The sequence below is a fragment of the uncultured Pseudokineococcus sp. genome (assembly GCF_947499845.1).
In the GTDB taxonomy this organism is placed as follows: Bacteria; Actinomycetota; Actinomycetes; order Actinomycetales; family Quadrisphaeraceae; genus Pseudokineococcus.
Window position 1 is genome coordinate 72,993 of record NZ_CANMPM010000005.1, and the last position, 15,518, is coordinate 88,510.

Below are 15,518 nucleotides of genomic sequence, written 5' to 3' on the forward strand. Positions count from 1 at the left end.
ACCAGCCACCGCTCCGTCAGGGCCTCGTCCCGCCCCGTCCCCCCAGGAGGCAACCGTGCCCAGCACCACCGTCGCCGTCGGCTCGTCCGTCGGCCTCCACGCCCGCCCCGCCGCCGTCATCGCCGCCCGCGCTGCCGAGCTCGGCAGCGACATCACCCTCGCCGTCGAGGGCGAGGAGCCCGTCGACGCCGGCTCCGCGCTCATGATCATGACGCTCGGCGCCGAGCAGGGCACCGAGGTCACCGTCGAGGGCGACGACGAGGCGCACGTCGCCGAGATCGCGGGCCTCGTCGCCCAGGACCTCGACGCCTGAGGTCCGACCACCGCGCCGACGGCCCCCGCCCGCTCCGGGCGGGGGCCGTCGGCGTCCCGGGCCCGCACGGCGGGTGGTGGGGCGGCTCTCAGGCAGCGGCGCAGGCCCGGCAGGTGCCGGACAGGGCGACGTGCCCCGGGTCGAGCGCGAAGCCCACCTCGCGCGCCAGCCGCGCGCCGGCGTCGTCGAGCAGGTCGGCGGGGACGTCCTCCACCCGGCCGCAGCGCTGGCACCGCGCGTGCAGGTGGGCGCGCCCGGGCCCCGCCGCGAGGTGGTGGACGACGGGGCCGCGGTCGAGGTGCACGTGCTCGACGACGCCGAGGCCGGCGAGCGACTCGAGCGTCCGGTAGACGGTGGCGCGGTGGACACCGGGCGCCGAGGCCTCGACGCGGGCGGCGACGTCGTCGGCCGACAGGTGCGCGTCGGTCCCCGCGAGCACGGCGACGACGGCGCGCCGGGCCGTCGTCACGCGACCGCCGCGGTGGCGGAGCAGCTCCAGCGCCGAGGCGCTGCGCTCCCGCGCCACCTCCTCGACGGGGACGCCGCCGTCCTGCTCGTCCACGGCGCCGACGGTAGCGAGCGGGCACGACGGGCGGACGCCTCACGCCCGGCCATCACGCCCGGCCGTCACGCCCGCCGCCGGGCGTCCTCCTCGAGCCGCAGCGCCAGGCGGGGGCACATCCTCACGGCGCGGCGGGCGTCGGCGACGGACGCCGGGGCGACGGGCAGGCCGTCGCGACGGGGCCAGGGGCGGGGGGTGCCGTCCGGGCCGGGGCCGGCGGGCAGCGGGTAGCCCCACGGGTCGGTGGTGAGGACCTCGGGCAGCAGTTCGGCGCACACGCCGCGCCCCTCGCACGCCGTCCAGTCCACGGTCAGGCGCGCGTCGGCGGCGGGCCGCCGGCCGCTCACGGCCGCACCTCCGCGCACCGGCCGGCGAGGTGGGCGGCGACGTCGTCGGGGACGGCGGCCAGTGCGCTGGCGACGGTGCTGGCGGCGCCGTCGGGGTGGGCGCAGGCCCCGCGGCCCACGACGAGACCCACCGCCTCCCGCAGCCGGGCCAGGCCTTCCGGCCCGCCGCGGCCGGCGGCGAGCTCCTCGACCAGCCCCGCGAGGTGCGGCAGGCCCCGCCAGCAGGGGCCGCACTGGCGGGCCGAGGAGTCGGCGAGGTAGCGGACGACGGCGGCCGTCGTCGCCAGCACGCACGTGCCGGTGGTCGCCGCGAGGAGGACGCCCGCGCCGGGGGAGGCGCCGACCGGCGCGAGGCCCTCGGGCGAGAGCTCCCGGTCGAGGGCGGCGTCGGCGGTGAGCCACGTGCCGGCGTAGCCGCCGACGAGGACGGCGCGGGTGCGGCCCGGCAGGTCGGCGTCCGCGGCGGCGAGGGCGTCGCGCACCCGGGCGCCGGGCCGCAGCTCGAGCGCCCGCGGAGGCAGGTCGGGGGCGCTGACGGTGACGAGCGGGCCCGGCGCGGGCAGCCCGCGGACGGTGAGGGCCAGGCGGGCGAGGGTCTCGACGTTGAGGACGAGCGCCGGCGCCCCGGCGACCTCGGCGGGGGCGCCGTCGCGCGGGCGCGGGCGGGGCAGGGCGGGTCCGCCCTCGGCGGCGCGGGCCACGGCGGTCTCCTGCCCGGCGACGTAGGCCCGGGGGACGGCGACCAGCCGCACCGGCACGGGGTCGTGCGGCGCGCGCTCGGCGGCCGCGGCGGCGAGGGCGTCGAGCGCCGGGCCGGGGTGGCCGTGGACGACGGCGTGCTCGGCGCCGACCGCCCGGGCGGCCAACTGCAGGCCGTCGAGGACGAGGTGCGGGCTCGCGGTCGCCAGGGCCGCGTCCTTGCCGCTGGCGGGCTCGCCCTCGGCGGCGTTCGCGGCGACGAGCGGGGCTCGCCCTGGGCGGGCGGCGCGGGCGCGGGCGGCCCGGGCGCGCACGGCGTCCATCTTCGCGGCGGTGGAGCGCCAGGCCCCGCCGCGCCCGCGCAGACCGCCGGCGCGGACGACGTCGAGGACGGCGTCGGCGGCCGGCAGCGGCACGGGGCCGAGGCGGGCGACGTGGTCGGCGAGCCGCGGGGCGGGCGTCGGCAGGAGCAGGAGCGCCCCCGTGGGGGCGGGCGCGGGGGGCAGGAGGGTCATCGGGGGGCTCCGGCGGGGGTGAGCGGTCGGCGGGGGGCGGTGGCGTCGGCCTCGGCGCGGCGCGCGGCCCGGGTGGCCGTGCGCACGCCGAGCGCGGCGAGGAGCAGTGCGGCGCAGGCGGCGTCCAAGCCGAGGAGCCAGGGCGAGGTGCCGTCGGTGCCGGCGCCGAGGCCGTGGACGACGGCCAGGGGCCAGGTGGCGTAGGCGAGCAGGTGGACGGCGCGCCAGGCCCGCTGGCCGAGCCGGGCCCGCAGGAGGGAGGTGACGACGAGCGCGAGGAGCAGGTCGAGCGCCAGGGCGCCCAGCCCCACCCACACCGGCGCGTAGCCCGAGGTGAAGGGGACGAGCGCGGCGAGCGGGCCGACGTCGACGTAGCCGTCGGCGACGACCGTGCCCACGTGGACGACGAGCAGGGCGAGCGCCAGCAGGGCGGCGTCGCGGTGCAGCAGCTGGACGGCGAAGCGCGGCACCCGGGCGAGGCGCAGCCCCGCGGACGTGGCGACGCCCAGGGACAGCACGAGCGTGAGGAGCACGAGCAGGACGACGCCGGTCGCGCGGGCCAGCACCCACAGCGGCGAGGCGGCGATCAGGTCCACGGCGCACCTCCCTCGTCGGTCTCGCCCTCGTCGCCTGCCTCGCGGACGGCCCTCCGGTGCACGGGCTCGTCGTGCTCGTCCGGCCAGCCGCCGAGCAGCTCGACGCGGCCGCCGTCGTCGACCAGGCGTGCGGGCACGCGCAGCGCGGCGAGCCAGGCGGCGCCGGCGCGGCCGCGGACGAGGGCCGCCGTCGTCGCCGTGCCGGCCTCGACGCAGCTGGCCGCGGCGACGGACGCGGTGGCCCAGACGGTCTCGACCGGCAGGCCGCTGCGGGGGTCGAGCAGGTGGTGGGCGTGCCGGGTGCCGGTGGTCCAGGTGCGCGACCGGGTCGAGGAGGTGGCGAGCGCGCCGCCCGCGCCGAGGCGGACGGTCGTCGCCGGACCCGGTCCGCGCGGGCCGTCGTCCTGCACGCGCACCCGCCAGCCGCCCTCGGGCGCGGGTCCGGCGGTGGCGACGTCGCCGCCGAGGGCGACGAGGACGCCGACGCCGAGCGCCGCGGCGACGTCGGCCGCGGCCAGGTCGGCGGCGCGCTCCTTGGCGGTGGCGCCGAGGTCGAGCCGCACGCCGGACGGGACGCGGAGGACGCGGCCGTCGAGCTCGACGTCGCGCCACCCGCGCGTCGGGCGCGCGCCCGAGGTCTGCGTCGGGACGCGGACCGGCACGCCGGCGCTCGTGCCCACCAGGGACCAGTCCCGGTCGTAGCCCAGCGCGTCGAGCGCCGCGGCGAGCGTCGGGTCGACGTCGCCGTCGGTGCGGCGGGCCGCCTCGAGGGCGGTGGCGACGAGGTCGGCCAGCAGCGGGCTCACCTCGACCGGGCCGCCGGTGGCCTCGGCCCGTGCGAGCTCGCTGTCGGCGCGGAAGCGGCTGCACGCGGCGTCCACGGCCGCGAGCCGCGCGGCCACGAGCGCCGCCGCTCGGTCCGGCGCGCCGGGGTCGGCGTCGGCGTCCTCCCCGCGCAGGACGACGCGGGCGGTCGTCGACCACACCGACCACTGGCGGACGGCGGCCGTGACGGGCAGCCGCTCCACGAGCGGAGACATCAGGAGCCGCCCGACGTCGCGCCGGCGCCGCCGCCGGACCCGCCGCCCGAGCCGAGCGACGTCCCGCCGGGCGCCCAGGTCGACCCCGAGCCGCCGCGCACGGAGCTGCTCCCCTGGTCGCTGGTGGACCCGCCCGAGGAGGTGGTGCCCGTCCCGGTGGACGACGAGGTCGCCGTCGCGCCGCCGGCGTCCGAGGACGCCGTCCCCCCGCCGGTCGTGGCGACCGCAGCGGCGCCGACGGCGCTGCCGACGACGACGGCGGCCGCCAGCCCGGCCGTGGCCCGGCGCGCCCACCGCAGGCCCTCGGCCCGCTCCCGGACCGGGCCCGTCCGGTCCCCTCGTCCTCCGCCCACCGCGCTGCCCTCCTCCCGGGCGGGATCCGGTCCCGCCGACGCGAGGAGCCTCCGCCGGTCCTCGTGGAGGAGGCCGTGGTCGACCTGTGCGCCGGCTATGGATCTCCGGGCGACACGGAAGGGCTGCGGACCTAGCGGTGGTAGGCGTCGCGGCGGTGGACCACCGAGACGACCTCGACGACGAGAAGGCGGTCGACGATCCGGTAGAGGATCCGGTACTCCCCGCGACGTGCAGACCACAAGGGGGCGAGCGGTTCGCGCAGCGGCTTTCCGACGCGGTGGGGCTCGGCGACCAACGGGCCGGCGATGAACTCGAAGGCCGCCGCGGCGACGGCTTCGGGCAGCTCCTCCTCCAGCGCTCGCCGCGCGCTGCGGGTGAGGACGACCTCGTACCGGGGCTCCTCGTCGTGCGGCTGGGTCACGACCGGAGGCGTCCACGCCGCTGCATCGCGGCGCGCACGTCGTCCAAGGACGAGGTGAGGCCTGCGTCGAGGTCGTCGAGGCCGGCCCGCAGCGCCTGCACCTCATCGGCGCGACTGAGGACGTCGACGGTCTCCAGCAGGGCGTCGTAGTCCTCGGCACTGAGCAGGACGGCGGCGCGGTCGCCGTTCCGGGTGACCTCGAAGCGCTCGTGGGTGGTCACCGCGGACTCCACGAGCCTCGACAGGTTGGCCCGCGCCTCGGCCAGCGGGAGCGTCGTCATGTACAGGATCCTAGCGTCCGTGGACATCGCCGGTTCGAGGCCCGGGTCGACACCGATCGGTCACCCGACGTCCACCCCCCGCTTCTTGCGACGTCGTCGCACCTAGGACGACCATGCGCGGGTGCACGTCCCCGACGGCTTCCTCGACCTCACCACCTCCGTGGCGACCGCGGGCGTCAGCGCCGGCGCCGTCGGCGTCGCGCTGCGGCGGGCGCGCCACGACGTCGAGGAGTCCCCGGCGCTGCCCGGCCTCGTCTCGGCCTTCGTCTTCGCCGTCCAGATGGTCAACTTCCCGGTCGGCGCGGGCACCAGCGGCCACCTCATGGGCGGCGCGCTGGCCGCGGCCCTCGTCGGCCCCGCGACGGCGGTGGTGTGCCTCACGGTCGTCCTGCTGGTCCAGGCCCTGCTCTTCGCCGACGGCGGGCTGACGGCGCTCGGGACCAACGTGCTGCTCATCGCCGTGGTCACCGTCGTCGTCGGCCACCTCGTGACGCGCGGCGCGCTGGCCGTGCTGCCCCGGCGCCCGTCGTCCGTCGTCCCGGCGGCGGCTCTCGGCGGCCTCGTCTCCGTCCCGGCGGCGGCGCTCGTCTTCGTCGGGCTCTACGCCCTCGGCGGGGCCGTGCCCGTGGACCTCGGCTCGCTCGCCGCGGCGATGCTCGGCTGGCACGCCCTCATCGGCGTCGGCGAGGCGCTCATCACCGGCGCCGTCCTCGCCGCCGTCGTGGCCGCGCGCCCCGACCTCGTGCGCGCGGCGGCGCCCGCGCGGCGCGAGCTCGTCCTCGTCGGCGCGGACGGGCGGCGCACCAGCGTGCCCGCCGCCCCGCGCGAGCCCGACGCCCCGTCCGCCGGCGGCGCCCGGCGCCGTCCCCTCGTCGTCGCGCTGCTGGCCTGCCTCGTCGTCGCGGGCGGCGTGAGCCTCCTCGCCAGCGGCAGCCCCGACGGGCTCGAGCACGTCGCCGGCCTCGTCGGCTTCGACGGCGCGGCGAGCGACTCGGCCGTCGCCGCCGGCCCCTTCGCCGACTACGCCGCGGCCGGTGTGCCGGGGGCGCTCGCCGTCACGCTGGCGGGGCTCGCCGGCGTCGTCGTGACGGCCCTCCTCGCGGCGGGCGCGCTGGGGCTCGTGGCGCGCCGCCGGCGCCGCGCGACGGCGTGACGACGACGGCGGAGCGTCCCGCCGCCCTCGGCCCGGCGGAGCGCGGCGGCGCGTCGGGACGGGTCGTGCTGGACCTCCCACGGAGCGGCGACGGGGCCGGTGCTGGGTCCGGCGGGCGTGCGACGCCCTCGCCCGTGCACCGCCTCCCCGCCCAGACGAAGGTCGTGGCGCTCACCGCGCTGGCGGCCGCGGTCGTGGCCGTGCCGGTGGGCGCCTGGTGGGCGCTGGCCGTGTGCGCGGTGCTCGTGCTCGGGGTCGTGGTGGCCGCGCGCCTGCCCGCGGGTCTCGTGGCGCGACGGATGCTCGTCGAGCTGCCCGTCGTCGTCTTCTGCCTGCTGCTGCCGGTGGTCGCCACGGGCCCGCGGGTGGAGGTCCTCGGCCTCTCCCTGTCGCGGGCGGGGCTCGAGGGCGGCGCCACCCTCCTCGCGAAGGCGACGCTGGGCGTCCTCGCCGCCGTCGTGCTGGCCTCGACGACGCCGGCCCGCGACCTCCTCGGCGGCCTCGAGCGCCTGCGGCTGCCGCGCTCGATGGTGCTCGTGCTCGCCTTCGCCGTCCGCTACTCCGTGGTCCTCGTCGGCGAGGCGCGCCGCCTGCAGACGGCCGTGGCCCTGCGCGGCGGCGGACGGCGACTGCGCCACCTGCCCGCGGTCGCGGGCGCGGCGGGGGCGCTCTTCGTCCGCGGCTACGAGCGCGGCGAGCGCGTGCAGCGCGCCATGCTCCTGCGCGGCTGGTCCGGCGCCGTGCCGGGCCTCGGGGGCGGGGCCGCGAGCGCGGCCCAGTGGGCGGTGGCCTGCGCGGTGCCAGCAGCGGCCGCCGTCGTCGCCGTGACCGCGCGGGTCGTGGGGTGAGCCCGGGTCGTGGGGTGAGCCCGGGTCGTGGGGTGAGCGCTGACGTCGAGCGCGCGCCGTCGCTGCTCGTCGAGGGCCTCGCCTTCGCCTACCCCGACGGGCGCCAGGTGCTCTTCGGCGTCGACCTCGCGGTCGCCCCCGGCGAGCGGGTCGCGCTGCTCGGCCCCAACGGCGCGGGGAAGACGACGCTCGTCCTGCACCTCGTCGGCGTCCTCGGCGCGGTGGCGGGCGGCACGGGCGCCGGGCGGGTCGTCGTCGGCGGTCTCGAGCTGGCCCGCCGCACGCTGCCCGAGGTGCGCCGACGGGTCGGCGTCGTGCTGCAGGACCCGGACGACCAGCTCTTCCTGCCGACCGTCGGGGACGACGTCGCCTTCGGCCCCGCCAACGCGGGCCTGCGGGGCGAGGACCTGCGCGCCCGCGTCGACCGCGCGCTCGCCGCCGTGGCGCTCGGCGACGTCGCCGACCGAGCGCCGCACCACCTGTCCCAGGGCCAGCGGCGCCGGGCGGCGCTCGCGACCGTGCTGGCCACCGACCCCGAGGTGCTCGTGCTCGACGAGCCGACGGCCAACCTCGACCCGGCGGGCCGACGTGAGCTCGCCGACGTCCTCGCCGGCCTGGCGACGACGCAGCTCGTCGTCACCCACGACCTCTCCTTCGCCCTGCAGATGTGCCCGCGCGCGGTGCTCCTCGACGAGGGCCGCGTCGTCGCCGACGGCCGGACGCGCGACCTGCTCGCCGACGAGGCGCTCCTGCGCGACCACCGCCTCGAGCTGCCGTTCGGGCTGGACCCGCGCGCGCTGCCGCCGGGCTGAGGCTCCGCGCCCTCAGGTGGCGCGCCGAGTCCGACGTCCGAGCTCGGGTCCGACGACGCGCAGGTCCGTGGGCGGCATGGACGCGCACGACGTCGGACTGGACGCGCGACGTCGGAGTCGGCGCGAGGAGGCGGCTTCCGCGAGGCGTCGGGCTCACCGGCGGGGCGCGTCGGACCGCGGCGACGCCCGTCGCGCCCGTGGGCTCGCGGCCGGCGGGCGGACGTCGTCGAGGCACCGGACCGGCCACCGGGCGAGGTCCGCCTCGAGGAGAGCGGGGTCGCGGCGCGGCGGCACCTCGTCGAGGACGTCCAGCCGCGTGATCCGCTCGAGGCGGAAGCCGCGGATCGCGGAGCGCAGGCGGCACCAGCCCGCCAAGAGCCAGGCGTCGCCGGCGCGCAGGAGGCCCATGGTCTCGACGTCACGGGTGGTCGTGGCGGTCGGGTCCGGGCCCCCGTCCGGGGCCTCGCCGACGTAGGTGAGCCGCACGACGCGACGCGCGGCCACGACGTCGGAGAGCAGGTCCACCGGGACGACGTCGTCGGTCGCGGCCACGGCGTCGATGACCCGGAGCCTGCCGAGCACCTCGTGGACGGGCGCGTGGTGCCGCTCGTCCATGACGGGGGTGACCTTGTCGTGCGCGCGGCGGGCGGCCCGTCGGTACGGCGAGGAGTCCAGGAGCGCGAGCCCGGCGAGGACGGCCAGGGACTCCTCGGCCGTGAGGGCGAGCGGCGGCAGGGAGTGCTCGCGCAGGACCGAGTAGCCGCCTGAGGCGCCGTGGTCGGCGTAGATCGGGATCCCGGCGACCTGCAGCGACTCGACGTCCCTCTCGATCGTGCGCGAGGAGACGCCGAACTCGGCCGCGAGCCGAGCGGCCGACCACGGCCGACGCGCTCCGCGGAGCAGGTCGACGAGGGCGTACTGCCGCTCGGCTCGCTTCATGCGCCAGGTGTACCGGGGGTGGGCCGACGGGAACGGTGCCCGGTCAGCTGCGCATGCTCCGCCGGCCGCCGACGGACCACACCCGTCGGACCCGGCCGTCGGCGTCGAAGTCGAAGACGTCCACCCCACCGACGACCGTGCCGGCCACCTCCATGTCCCACAGCAGGCGCCCGTGCCCGCCGTCGACCGCGTCGGCGACGCGGGAGAAGACGACGCCGGGGTGCTCGGCGTGCCACCAGCGCAGGTACCGGTGGAAGTCCTCGGCGGTGCGGATGTCGTCGGCGGGGGTCGACCCGTCGGCCTCGGTGACGGCGAGGTGGATGCGGTAGTCGTCGGCGCAGACCTGCAGGGCGATGTCGGCGTCACCGTTCCACATGGTCAGCCACCGGTCGAGCGAGTCCTGGGCGGAGGAAGCGGTCGTGGTGGTGCTCGAGCTCTCGGTCATGGGCCCACCCTCGGACCTCCTCGCGACAGCGGTGTGTCGGTGTTCGCGCGCGCTCCCGCGCCCGGTCAGCGGGCGGCCGCGAGGAGGACGGCCGTCTCGGGGTAGGCGCCGGGCGGGCCGAACCCGTGCTCGGCCAGCCACGGGACCGCCGTGAGGCAGCGGTACGCCCACCACGCCCGGACGACGTCGAGGTCGACGCCCCCGCCGTACCCGGAGACCACGTCGTCCAGGTGCTCGGGGTGCCCGAGCGTGAGGACGGCGAGGTCGAGCAGCGGGTCCCCGACCCCGGCGCCGGACCAGTCGATGACCCCGGTGACGACGTCGTCCTCGACGAAGACGTGGTCGGGCTGCAGGTCGCCGTGCGTGAAGCACGCGGGGCGCGGGCGCAGCGCCAGGAGCGCCAGCTCGCGGTTCCGCCGGACGACGTCGGCGGGGACGACGTCGTGGGCGAGGAACCACGCGCAGGCCTCCTCGAGGCGCCGCGCGAGCCCGTCGGCCGGCGAGGCGGCGGCTCCGGCCGGCAGCGGGGTCCGGTGCACGGACCGGACGGCGGCCCCGGCCGCGACCCATGAGGCGGGGCCGACGGGCGAGGGCCGGCCGAAGGTGCCCAGCGCCGCGCCGGGGACGCGCTCGATCGCCAGCACCGGGTGCCGCCGCCACAGGACTCGCGGGGTGGGGACGGCGACCGCGGCCATCGCGGCGACCTCGGCGTCGATGCCCGCGCGATCGGGGTCGACCTTGAGGAAGACGTCGCCGACCCGCAGCGTCGCGCGCGCCCGGTGCGCGACGACGACCTGCACGTCCGGCAGGGCGTCGCCGTCGTCGAAGGCTCGCGCCCCGTCCATCGGCGGGCCGTCAGCGCCGCAGCGCGGCCGTGCCCGCGGTCTCGCGGTGCGCCCGGCGCAGCCGGCGCTCGGAGAGGAAGGCGGTCACGCACCGGGACCAGTAGCCCTCTCCGGCGAGGAGCGGGCTGTCCCGCCACACATGGCCCCCGGCGAGGAACGTGCCGAGGCCCAGGCAGAGGGCCGCCCCGGCGAGGACGCCTCCGCCGGTGAGCGAGCCGGAGAGCGTCAGGAGGACGACCGCCCCCGCCTGCACCGCGGCCGCGGCCCACAGCAGCCACCCGCCGCCCGGCCCCCGGGCGTGGGCGAGGACGACGCCGACGGTCAGCCCCCAGAGCAGGACCCAGGCCTCCGGTGCGACGTCCACGCGGCCATGGTGCCCCGGGCGTGCGCGCCCGCGTCGGCCTTCGCCGGATCCACGACCGCCTGCGGCGGCGGTCCCTAGGCTCCGGCGATGACGGACATCACCGGCTACGTGGACCTGGCGCTGCTCGTCGGCGCCATCGGCGTCGTCATCAGCCTGCTCGGCAAGGTCGAGCGCATCGCGACCGTCCTCGAGGAGCTGGCCGAGGACCGGCGCCGCGCGCCGGACGACGGGACGTCACACCGGTCCGATCCCCACGCGGGCTGAGAGCCGCCCGGGCGGGTCGCCCTCCGACCAGGCGGGGACGGGCGTCCACCCGGTGTCTGGCGTCCGAGGCCCGGGAGGACCGGACCCGAGCACGACGACGCGGCCCACCGTCGAGGCGGAGTCTTGCAGGACGTCGCCGGACCACCGGCGGCCCGTCCCGAGGAGCTGTCGTGATCGCCACCGTGTGCGTCGTCGTCGCCGTCCTGCTCGTGGCCCTGCTCGCCCTCACGCCCGTTCTCGCGCGCGGCGTGCCCGCCGACGTCGTCGCCCCGCCCCGCGCGGGCCGCGGCGGTGCGCCGCTGGTGCACCTGTTCGAGATGGCCGCGCGCCGCGCGGCCGAGGACCCCGCCGCTGCCCCCGTCCCGGCCGCCGACCACGCCGACGCCCACGACCTCGCGGCGTGAGCCCCGGGCCGTCGACGCCGACGGCAGGACCAGGTCGGCGAGGTCAGCGCCGGACCCGGTAGCGGAGGAAGACCAGGCCCCCCGGCAGGCGGCGCTCCTCCTCGAGCGCCAGGTCCAGGCGCAGGCCGGGTGCGAGGGCCGGCGTCCCGCCGCCCACGACGACCGGGTGCACGACGAGGCCGACCTCGTCGACGAGCCCGGCGCGCAGGGCGACGGCGGCGAGCTCGGCGCCGCCGATGCTCATGTCCCGGTCAGCCCGCTCCTTGCGCCGCGCGACGTCGCCCGCGTCGAGGTCGCGCACGAGCTCGGTCCGCGCCGTGCCCACCTCGGTGAGGGTGCGGGAGAAGACGACCTTGTCGGCGGCCCGCCAGATGCGCCCGTACTCCTCCTCGACCGGCGACTGGTCGGCCTGCTCGTGGGCCGTCTCCCAGAAGCTCATCGTCTCGTAGAGCCGGCGCCCGTACAGGTGGGTGCCGATCGCCCGCTCCTGCTCGTTGTAGAAGGCGTGGACCTCGGCGTCCGGCTCGCTCCAGTCGAAGCGTCCCTCGGTGTCCGCGATGAAGCCGTCGAGCGAGGCGTTGATCCAGTAGCGCAGCAGCGTCATGCCGGAGGAGACCGCCGGCGACGGGGCCAGTCATCGGCGGGGGCGCGTCTGGCTAAGCCCTCCTCGAGGAGGTCCCGCAGCCTCTCGAGGTCCGCGAGGACGGCTCGGCAGTCGCTCTCGAGCTCCTCGTCGCCCATGCCCTCGCGGTGCCGGACGGTGAAGACGACCTCGCAGCCGTCGCCGTCGGGGAGCACGCGCATCGGGTTGAGCACCTCCTCGCCGTCGGGGAGCGTGACGACGTGGTCGAGCACCCCGAGGTCGTTGGGCCGGGCGAAGGCGATGCGCACGCGCCCCATGGGTGACTCGGCGACCCAGTGGCCGTCCACCCGCTCGACCGTGCTGCGGGCCAGGCCGGCCGCCCACGCGGGGAGGTGCGTCGGATCGACGGCGTAGGCGTAGACCCGCTCCGCGGGTGCGGCGATCCCGACGCTGACGTGGCGCGAGGGCGTCATGCCGGGTGACCGTAGGGCCGGCCACCGACAGCGGGCCCGGCTCTCGTCCGAGAGGAGGGCTGTGCGCCGAGGACGCGGCGCACCGCGTCCTCGGCGCACAGCTCTCGGCCCGTGCCCCCGCCCGTCAGTGCGCGCTGCAGCAGGAGTGCTGGACGGGCGGCTCGAACGGCACCCACCGGCCGCCGCGGGAGGGCTGGACGTCGAGGACGAGCCGGCCGTCCGCCAGCCGGGGGCGGACGTGGGCGCGGGTGTCCACGACGGCGTCCGCCGGGAGGGCGAGGCCGCCGAGCCCGACGAGCGCCTCCACCGCGCTCGCGGCCAGGAGGTCACGCGCCGCGAGCACCCCGACGAGGTGCTCCCGCCCGGGGAAGACGGCGACGCGGTCGACCACCCCCGAGGTCGCCCGCTCGGCCACGTGCGTCCCGGCCCCGTCGGCGCCCGCGGCCGTCGCCACGGCGAGCGCCACCTCCTCGGGCAGGGGCGAGGGCGTGAGGACGACGAGACCGAGGTGCTGCGGGGCGCCCGGCACCAGCGTGCTCCCCACCAGGGCGCCGGTCGGCAGCCCGGGCACCGCGGCGACGAGCGCGGCGGCGTGGTCCACCTCGGCCGGTCGGCGCAGGTGCGGCGTCAGCAGGCCGAGGACGTGGCGCGCCGGCCCCTCGTCCCCGGCGTCGTCGGACGGCCGAGCGCCCGGCGCCCCCGCAGGAGGGGACGCCGGGCGCGTGCTGGTCGTCGTCACCGGCGCCCGCGCGGCCGGCCCTCGGGCACGACGAAGACCGGGTTCGTGTAGAACCACAGGTCCTCCCACGGGTCCGCGTCGCCCTCGACGTCGAGAGCCGGACCCTGCGGGTCCACGGCCGCGCCGTAGATGCCGACCTGCGAGCGCTTGCCGTCGGTGCCGCGGAAGCGGACGTAGAAGGGGCCGCCGACGTCGCGCACCGTGTAGGTGAACGACGCCGTGCCGCCCTGGGCCCGCACGCCGGTGGTGTCGAAGGACTGGACGACGCGCGTGGTCGGCGTCGTGAAGACGTCGCGGTCCGTGACCGCCCCGGTGACCTGGCCGACGATGAGGTCGACCCGTGCCAGCTCGGGCCGGAAGGTCGCCCAGTTCGGGCCGGAGGCCAGGGCCACGGTGATGGTCACCTCGACGTCGTCGCCCTGCCGGACGCGCAGCGAGCCGCCGAGCGTCGACTCCCGCGACGTCGCCGTCACCGCGCGCACGCGCACGTCGACGGCGTCGACGAGCCTGCCGTGGTCGACCCACACCCGGCCGTCACGCATGGCCGCCATCACCTGGCGGTAGCCGGCGCGGGGCACGCCGACGTGGGTGCGGCTGTAGAAGCCGGGCCAGAAGTCGCCCCTGCCCGTCTGGATCTGCCCGCCGTAGACCGGGTCGCTGTAGAGGCCGTCGACCTCGAAGACGCGCCCGTCGGGGCCCGTCGCGGTCCGGTCGTTGCCGGTGGGGTTGACCGACCAGTCGCCGTAGACGGAGTGGCTGTCGGAGTTCGCCGTGACCCACCACGGCAGGCCCTCGGCGAGCAGGCTGTCCCACAGGCCGCCGACCGTCGACGTCATCCAGTCGAAGCCGCCCCACGTGCGGTAGCTCTCCAGCGGGTACCCCGCGAAGCTGTTCGCGCTGGGGGAGTTGCCGTAGTAGCCGCGCGCCGAGCCGGGGCCGAGCGCGTCGGCGGGGATGCCGGCGGCCTGGTGGCCGGGAGCGCCCTCCATGCCGATCGCGATGCGGCCCGGGGCGTCGCGCCAGCCGCGGATCTCGTGGGGGGAGTCGACGCCGTTGCGCGCCGGGTGGTTGGCGAGCATGAGCGCGTCCGGCGTCCGCCCGTCGCGCACCTGCTGGGCGAGGAAGGTGAGCCCGGCGACGGCGAGCGCCTCGTTGGCCGGCGAGCTGCTGCTCGCGCCGCGGACGCTGCCGTCGTAGCCCTGCTCGAACTGCTGGAGGACGGAGACCTCGTTCGGCCCCGGCGCGACGAAGACGGTGCCGTGCTCGGCCGAGGGGATGTTCCACTCCAGGCCCTGGAAGACGAGGACGTCGGGGTTGGCCTGCCGCGCCGCCCGGATGTCCGGGTTCGTCTTCTCGACCCCGATGCGGGCGTGCGTCTCGCCGCCGTGGTCGGTGATGACCATCCAGTCCAGGCCGTACTGGTTCGCGGCGCGCACCTGGTCGCTGACCCGGTACATCGCGTCGGGGCTGTACTGCGTGTGGATGTGGTGGTCGCCGGCGAGCCACTGGTAGCGCTCGCCGGGGCGGTCCCCGCCGGGACGGCCGACGGCGGCGGCCGGGCTCGCGGCACCGACCGCGCCGGCGGCGGACAGCCCCGCACCGAGCAGGCCGGCGCCGCGCAGGACGCCGCGGCGGCTCAGCGCGGCCGGGCTCAGCTCGGCGTCCGGGACGGTGAGGTCGACGGCCTCGCCGAGGACGCCGCCCTCGACCGGCGTCGCCTCGTGGGTGTGGGGGTGGCCGTGCTGGTGCGGGTGGTCGTGGGCGTGGTCGCCGTGCGAGTGGCTGTGGGCGCCGTGGTGCGATCCGGACATGGGTCCTCCGCTGTGCGCTGGGTGCCCGGCCGTCGGCGTCGCAGGACCAGGGGGGCGCGCGGCGGCGGGGCGGATGCGACGGCAGCGTCGTCCTCGCGCGGTGGACGTCGGGCGGGCAGTGGGCGGGCGCCGGGCGACGACCTGGCGAACACGTGGCTCCGGGTACCGGACCCGCCGACGGACCGCTCGCGGGGACCCCGCCGCGACGACCGCGCGCTCAGCGACCGGGGTGCTGCAGGGCGCCGGCGACGGCGTCGAGGGCGCCCGGCACGAGCGCGTAGAAGGCCCACGAGCCGCGCCGCTCGCGCGTCAGGAGGCCGGCGTCGACGAGCGTCTTGAGGTGGTGGCTGACCGTCGGCTGGCTCAGCCCGACGGGCTCGGTGAGGTCGCACACGCAGGCCTCGGCGCCGTCGGCGGCGGCGACGAGCGAGAGCAGCCGCAGGCGCGCGGGGTCGGCCAGGGCCTTGAGGACGTGCGCCAGGCGGGCGGCCTCGTCGGCGTCCAGCGGCGCGGCCGTCAGCGGTGCGGCGCAGCAGGTCGCGGCGTCGCGGACCGGCGCGGCTGTCGTGCTCACCGCCGGAGGCTAGCCCGCGGCATCGACGGGTGTCGATGTTGACGCCGGTCGCCCTCGCCCGGCAGCATCGACGTCGGTCGATCCTGCTGGTCGACCGCGCCGACCCGCCGCCGGCCACCCGGCCCGACCCCGGAGC

23 protein-coding genes are annotated in these 15,518 nt (G+C 78.3%); 6 read left to right on the forward strand and 17 right to left on the reverse strand.

The annotated features are described in order from the left end of the window. The first annotated feature begins 55 nt into the window (after nucleotides 1-55). Nucleotides 56-313 (forward strand): HPr family phosphocarrier protein, encoded by a 258-nt coding sequence (locus tag Q0789_RS06795; protein WP_298803453.1) that lies wholly within the window; start codon nucleotides 56-58, stop codon nucleotides 311-313. Between the two features lie 88 nt (nucleotides 314-401). Here the strand turns inward: Q0789_RS06795 and Q0789_RS06800 are convergent, their stop codons facing one another. From Q0789_RS06800 to Q0789_RS06835, 8 genes are all read right to left on the reverse strand, one after another. Then, a complete protein-coding gene (locus Q0789_RS06800; protein WP_298803455.1) occupies nucleotides 402-875 on the reverse strand; it encodes a Fur family transcriptional regulator in 474 nt (157 codons plus the stop codon). 65 nt (nucleotides 876-940) lie between these two features. Continuing rightward, entirely contained in the window at nucleotides 941-1,222 is a 282-nt protein-coding gene (locus Q0789_RS06805) for a ferredoxin (RefSeq protein ID WP_298803457.1), read from the reverse strand. Continuing rightward, a complete protein-coding gene (locus Q0789_RS06810) occupies nucleotides 1,219-2,436 on the reverse strand; it encodes an NADH-ubiquinone oxidoreductase-F iron-sulfur binding region domain-containing protein (protein ID WP_298803459.1) in 1,218 nt (405 codons plus the stop codon). The genes Q0789_RS06805 and Q0789_RS06810 overlap by 4 nt, the downstream gene beginning before the upstream one ends. Next, on the reverse strand, nucleotides 2,433-3,032 hold the full coding sequence (locus Q0789_RS06815; RefSeq protein WP_298803461.1) for a ferric reductase-like transmembrane domain-containing protein: 600 nt from the start codon (nucleotides 3,030-3,032) through the stop codon (nucleotides 2,433-2,435). The genes Q0789_RS06810 and Q0789_RS06815 overlap by 4 nt, the downstream gene beginning before the upstream one ends. Beyond that, a complete protein-coding gene (locus tag Q0789_RS06820; protein ID WP_298803463.1) occupies nucleotides 3,023-4,072 on the reverse strand; it encodes an FAD:protein FMN transferase in 1,050 nt (349 codons plus the stop codon). The genes Q0789_RS06815 and Q0789_RS06820 overlap by 10 nt, the downstream gene beginning before the upstream one ends. After that, nucleotides 4,072-4,425, reverse strand: coding sequence for a hypothetical protein (locus Q0789_RS06825; RefSeq protein ID WP_298803465.1), 354 nt, complete (start codon nucleotides 4,423-4,425; stop codon nucleotides 4,072-4,074). Before Q0789_RS06825 ends, Q0789_RS06820 begins: the two co-directional genes overlap by 1 nt. Before the next feature lie 131 nt (nucleotides 4,426-4,556). Beyond that, nucleotides 4,557-4,847: a type II toxin-antitoxin system RelE/ParE family toxin gene (locus Q0789_RS06830; protein WP_298803467.1), complete on the reverse strand. Its 291-nt coding sequence runs from the start codon at nucleotides 4,845-4,847 to the stop codon at nucleotides 4,557-4,559. Further along, complete coding sequence (locus Q0789_RS06835) at nucleotides 4,844-5,128, reverse strand: type II toxin-antitoxin system Phd/YefM family antitoxin (RefSeq protein WP_298803469.1); 285 nt, start codon at nucleotides 5,126-5,128, stop codon at nucleotides 4,844-4,846. Before Q0789_RS06835 ends, Q0789_RS06830 begins: the two co-directional genes overlap by 4 nt. Nucleotides 5,129-5,249: 121 nt before the next feature. On the opposite strand from Q0789_RS06835, the gene Q0789_RS06840 reads away from it, so the two are divergent. From Q0789_RS06840 to Q0789_RS06850, 3 genes are all read left to right on the forward strand, one after another. Beyond that, a complete protein-coding gene (locus Q0789_RS06840; protein WP_298803471.1) occupies nucleotides 5,250-6,281 on the forward strand; it encodes an energy-coupling factor ABC transporter permease in 1,032 nt (343 codons plus the stop codon). 134 nt (nucleotides 6,282-6,415) lie between these two features. Further along, nucleotides 6,416-7,129 (forward strand): cobalt ECF transporter T component CbiQ, encoded by a 714-nt coding sequence (gene cbiQ, locus Q0789_RS06845; protein ID WP_298803473.1) that lies wholly within the window; start codon nucleotides 6,416-6,418, stop codon nucleotides 7,127-7,129. Between the two features lie 32 nt (nucleotides 7,130-7,161). Beyond that, nucleotides 7,162-7,941 carry an energy-coupling factor ABC transporter ATP-binding protein gene (locus Q0789_RS06850; RefSeq protein WP_298803475.1) on the forward strand — a complete coding sequence of 260 codons (780 nt, stop codon included), beginning with the start codon at nucleotides 7,162-7,164 and terminating at the stop codon, nucleotides 7,939-7,941. A 153-nt stretch (nucleotides 7,942-8,094) separates the two neighbouring features. On the opposite strand, the gene Q0789_RS06855 is transcribed toward Q0789_RS06850, so the two are convergent. The 4 genes from Q0789_RS06855 to Q0789_RS06870 all read right to left on the reverse strand — a co-directional run bounded on the left by Q0789_RS06855 (nucleotide 8,095) and on the right by Q0789_RS06870 (nucleotide 10,534). Next, nucleotides 8,095-8,880: a YafY family protein gene (locus Q0789_RS06855; RefSeq protein WP_298803477.1), complete on the reverse strand. Its 786-nt coding sequence runs from the start codon at nucleotides 8,878-8,880 to the stop codon at nucleotides 8,095-8,097. Between the two features lie 43 nt (nucleotides 8,881-8,923). Continuing rightward, entirely contained in the window at nucleotides 8,924-9,325 is a 402-nt protein-coding gene (locus Q0789_RS06860) for a nuclear transport factor 2 family protein (RefSeq protein WP_298803479.1), read from the reverse strand. A 65-nt stretch (nucleotides 9,326-9,390) separates the two neighbouring features. Then, complete coding sequence (locus Q0789_RS06865; protein ID WP_363326101.1) at nucleotides 9,391-10,134, reverse strand: aminoglycoside phosphotransferase family protein; 744 nt, start codon at nucleotides 10,132-10,134, stop codon at nucleotides 9,391-9,393. 46 nt (nucleotides 10,135-10,180) lie between these two features. Beyond that, nucleotides 10,181-10,534, reverse strand: a complete 354-nt coding sequence (locus tag Q0789_RS06870) for a hypothetical protein (protein WP_298803484.1) — start codon at nucleotides 10,532-10,534, stop codon at nucleotides 10,181-10,183. Between the two features lie 87 nt (nucleotides 10,535-10,621). Here Q0789_RS06870 and Q0789_RS06875 point away from each other — a divergent pair, with 87 nt between their 5' ends. Continuing rightward, nucleotides 10,622-10,798 carry a hypothetical protein gene (locus Q0789_RS06875; RefSeq protein WP_298803486.1) on the forward strand — a complete coding sequence of 59 codons (177 nt, stop codon included), beginning with the start codon at nucleotides 10,622-10,624 and terminating at the stop codon, nucleotides 10,796-10,798. Between the two features lie 170 nt (nucleotides 10,799-10,968). Beyond that, nucleotides 10,969-11,202, forward strand: coding sequence for a hypothetical protein (locus Q0789_RS06880; protein WP_298803488.1), 234 nt, complete (start codon nucleotides 10,969-10,971; stop codon nucleotides 11,200-11,202). Between the two features lie 43 nt (nucleotides 11,203-11,245). Here Q0789_RS06880 and Q0789_RS06885 read toward each other — a convergent pair whose 3' ends face one another. The 5 genes from Q0789_RS06885 to Q0789_RS06905 all read right to left on the reverse strand — a co-directional run bounded on the left by Q0789_RS06885 (nucleotide 11,246) and on the right by Q0789_RS06905 (nucleotide 15,382). Then, nucleotides 11,246-11,806 carry a dihydrofolate reductase family protein gene (locus tag Q0789_RS06885; protein WP_298803490.1) on the reverse strand — a complete coding sequence of 187 codons (561 nt, stop codon included), beginning with the start codon at nucleotides 11,804-11,806 and terminating at the stop codon, nucleotides 11,246-11,248. Then, complete coding sequence (locus tag Q0789_RS06890) at nucleotides 11,803-12,258, reverse strand: SRPBCC family protein (RefSeq protein ID WP_298803492.1); 456 nt, start codon at nucleotides 12,256-12,258, stop codon at nucleotides 11,803-11,805. The genes Q0789_RS06885 and Q0789_RS06890 overlap by 4 nt, the downstream gene beginning before the upstream one ends. Nucleotides 12,259-12,382: 124 nt before the next feature. After that, complete coding sequence (locus tag Q0789_RS06895) at nucleotides 12,383-12,997, reverse strand: hypothetical protein (RefSeq protein ID WP_298803494.1); 615 nt, start codon at nucleotides 12,995-12,997, stop codon at nucleotides 12,383-12,385. Beyond that, entirely contained in the window at nucleotides 12,994-14,808 is a 1,815-nt protein-coding gene (locus Q0789_RS06900; RefSeq protein WP_298803496.1) for a PHP domain-containing protein, read from the reverse strand. The genes Q0789_RS06895 and Q0789_RS06900 overlap by 4 nt, the downstream gene beginning before the upstream one ends. 217 nt (nucleotides 14,809-15,025) lie before the next feature. Beyond that, nucleotides 15,026-15,382 (reverse strand): metalloregulator ArsR/SmtB family transcription factor, encoded by a 357-nt coding sequence (locus tag Q0789_RS06905; protein ID WP_298803498.1) that lies wholly within the window; start codon nucleotides 15,380-15,382, stop codon nucleotides 15,026-15,028. Nucleotides 15,383-15,518 lie beyond the last annotated feature (136 nt).